This window comes from Steroidobacter sp. (genome assembly GCF_016790065.1).
Classification (GTDB): Bacteria; Pseudomonadota; Gammaproteobacteria; order Steroidobacterales; family Steroidobacteraceae; genus Steroidobacter.
This window is the reverse complement of sequence record NZ_JAEUPY010000782.1, coordinates 1-2,520: the sequence shown is the minus strand read 5'-3', so window position 1 is coordinate 2,520 and position 2,520 is coordinate 1. Positions and strand designations below refer to the sequence as shown.

General features: G+C 60.5%; 3 protein-coding genes and 1 pseudogene. All 4 read right to left on the bottom strand.

The features are described 5' to 3' along the window. On the bottom strand, positions 1-316 hold a 316-nt coding region (locus JNL55_RS31755), incomplete at its 3' end, for a hypothetical protein (protein WP_293864094.1). A 4-nt stretch (positions 317-320) separates the two neighbouring features. Continuing rightward, a complete protein-coding gene (gene lepB / locus JNL55_RS31750) occupies positions 321-881 on the bottom strand; it encodes a signal peptidase I (RefSeq protein WP_293864091.1) in 561 nt (186 codons plus the stop codon). Then, complete coding sequence (locus tag JNL55_RS31745) at positions 868-1,146, bottom strand: hypothetical protein (RefSeq protein ID WP_293864088.1); 279 nt, start codon at positions 1,144-1,146, stop codon at positions 868-870. The genes lepB and JNL55_RS31745 overlap by 14 nt, the downstream gene beginning before the upstream one ends. 46 nt (positions 1,147-1,192) lie before the next feature. Then, positions 1,193-2,520, bottom strand: a pseudogene (locus tag JNL55_RS31740) (type IV secretion system protein TraC); the annotation flags it as partial.

Genomic DNA, 2,520 nt, shown 5'->3' with positions numbered 1-2,520 from the left:
CCAGCGTCACATTCGGATCCGTGGCCTGCACTAGCAGGCTCTTCATAGTTGGACGAGGGATGGAGAATGAGGCGAAGATCAGAATTCGCCCGGACGTAGAGTTCGCTACTGCGGGCGGAGGCGAGCCTGATGAACGGCTCGCAATCTCATCTGCCGCCTCTACTGCACGCGCTGAAGGCTGACGATTGAGCCAGTTCGGCGCCGGCGCCGCCGCCGACTGATCGAGAATTTGGCGGGACCGTTCCAACCAGTCCGCGTCTTCGCTCGGCGGCACAGTGCGAGCGCTGGCGGCGACACTCACGAGCACGCAGAGCATGAGACTACCAGAGCGGAATTGCACGGCCGATCACCTGCTCAGTTGAGATATAACCCCAGTAACGCGAGTCGTAGCTGCGCGGGTGGGTGCCCATCATCCAAACGCGTCCTGCCGGGATGACATCATCGCGCGCCACATCGGTCAGCCGACGACCCAGTCGCCATAATTTCTCGCCATCCTGCAAATGCAGCAGGGTGCCCCGCTGCTGCCCGTTCACACTCACTCCTGCCGCGTTCACTTGAACGTGGTCGCCGGGCACGCCCGCGACGAGCTTCACCACAGGCGTCCCATCCGCGTAGAACGGCTCCATCTGCCGTGACACAAATGCGAGATAGTCACCCCGCCGGATCGATCGGTTCTTCAGATCGACGACAAATACGCTGTAAGGCAAACAATTCGCGCCTTTGATCGAGTCATAGACGATTCGATACTGTCCAGAGAACCAGACCAATGGCGCATAGACGATTGCAAACGCCACGGCTGCCTTCATCAGCCCGACAGCCCACCACCGCCTGGTCCGCGGCACCGGCACGTCCTCCGCACGCGTGCGCTTACGGTTCCACATACAATCGTTCCGGCGCGCGAAGAACCGCCGAGCCATCAAGAACGATCACGCCCTGTGCGGCTTGATCATCGATGTATCGGCTCACGACGCTACTGATTTCCTGGGCCCGCACTCGTCGGCTCGCTTCATCGAGCGAAGGATCGCCCGCGACCGCTTCAACAACACGCCGCATATCCAACACCTGAATCTGCGGTGGCGGATCCTGCGATCGCGCGTACAGCAGCCCTCCGAGCGCGCCGGAGACAGCCGCTATCGATGCGGTCATCGTGATGCTCAGAAGTGTCGAACCTGCCGCTGACATACCGGCTCTCTCAACCTGCTCGGCGGAGTGTTCGTTGCTCGTTGTTGACGATGTCATCGATGGCTTCCTCCAGCGACATGCCACCGCCAGTGCGGGTGCTAATCGCCTGCTTGTCACGCGGGTCCGTCGAGTAAAGCAACTCGGTGCGCCGATCAACGACAAAGCGGGCGATTCCGGCGCCGTTGCGCGTATAGACAAAAATCTCACTGAACAAGCCGCGCTCCGTCCGCACACTCTTGAGCACATCGGCGGCGCCGGGCCCGAGCGCCAAGCGACCGTTCTTGAGCAAGCCATCGATGGCCTCCGGTGTTTGTCCAAGGAGGAACTTGTGAGCGGTGTTCTCCCAGATCGCCTCGCCGGCCGGCGTGCGGTACAAATCGTTTACGCCCTGCAAGATAAGAATCGCTCCGCCGCGGTACTTGCGCAGCTGACGACAACCGCGCTCGACAAAGGCGCCCTCGGGTCCTTCGGTGATCAGATCCCAACCTTCGTCGATGATCAGCAGCTTGGGTCGGCCATCGTCGCGCAGATACATGGCGCGCTGGATCGTCGCCATGAGCTGCACCAGCACCACCTTCATCAAGTGGCGTCGTCCCTTGAGCTCCTCGAGTTCGAGAACGGTCAGCGAGCTACGGAAATTGACGGTCGAAGGACGATTGAACCAGCGGCCATACTCGCCGTTGGACGTAAAGGGATAGAGCTGCACGCCCAGATCGTTGACACGGGTATCGAGATTTTCATCGGCGTCTCGTTGCGCGAGCAGACACTCCTGAAGTGCGTCGAGACTGAGTGCCTTGCCGTGCGCTTCCCACAACTCGCGCGTGGTCCGGCGCAGCGCCGATTCTTGGTACTCGCTGATGGCGCCCTTCGAGGACATCATCGCGACCAGAACCGCCATGAGAAAATCGCTCTGCTCCTCGTAGTTCTCGATTGCCGTGAATGGATTGAGCGACAGCTCTGAGGTGGGCGTGAACTCCAAGTGCTCGCCACCGAGCACGTTGCACAGGTTTTTGAATGACCTGCCGACCTCGATGAGATAGATGTCCGCCCCGAGGGACATATATGAAGTCACCAAGTAGTTCACGTAGAACGATTTGCCGCTGCCGGACTCGGCCGCGACGATCGCCGAATAGTTGGTGGGGCTGTCGAACAGATCCACAGCCATGAACTGTCCGTTGCGGGACAAGAGTGTGAGCGCGGGCGTTCCCGTTCCCTTCCAATCCGCAACCACGGGCATCAACTGCGTCGCATGCCGCGTCGCCATCGTCCGATACCGCATCAAATTTTTCGCTGCCCCCGCGTCGGCATTGCCCGGCAGGGCGTTCAGAAAGATGGGAA

What these genes read in the sequence shown, in the direction of transcription:
- lepB (WP_293864091.1), bottom strand. Translation starts at nt 881, where the DNA reads ATGTGGAACCGTAAGCGCACGCGTGCGGAGGACGTGCCGGTGCCGCGG.
- JNL55_RS31745 (WP_293864088.1), bottom strand. Translation starts at nt 1,146, where the DNA reads ATGACCGCATCGATAGCGGCTGTCTCCGGCGCGCTCGGAGGGCTGCTG.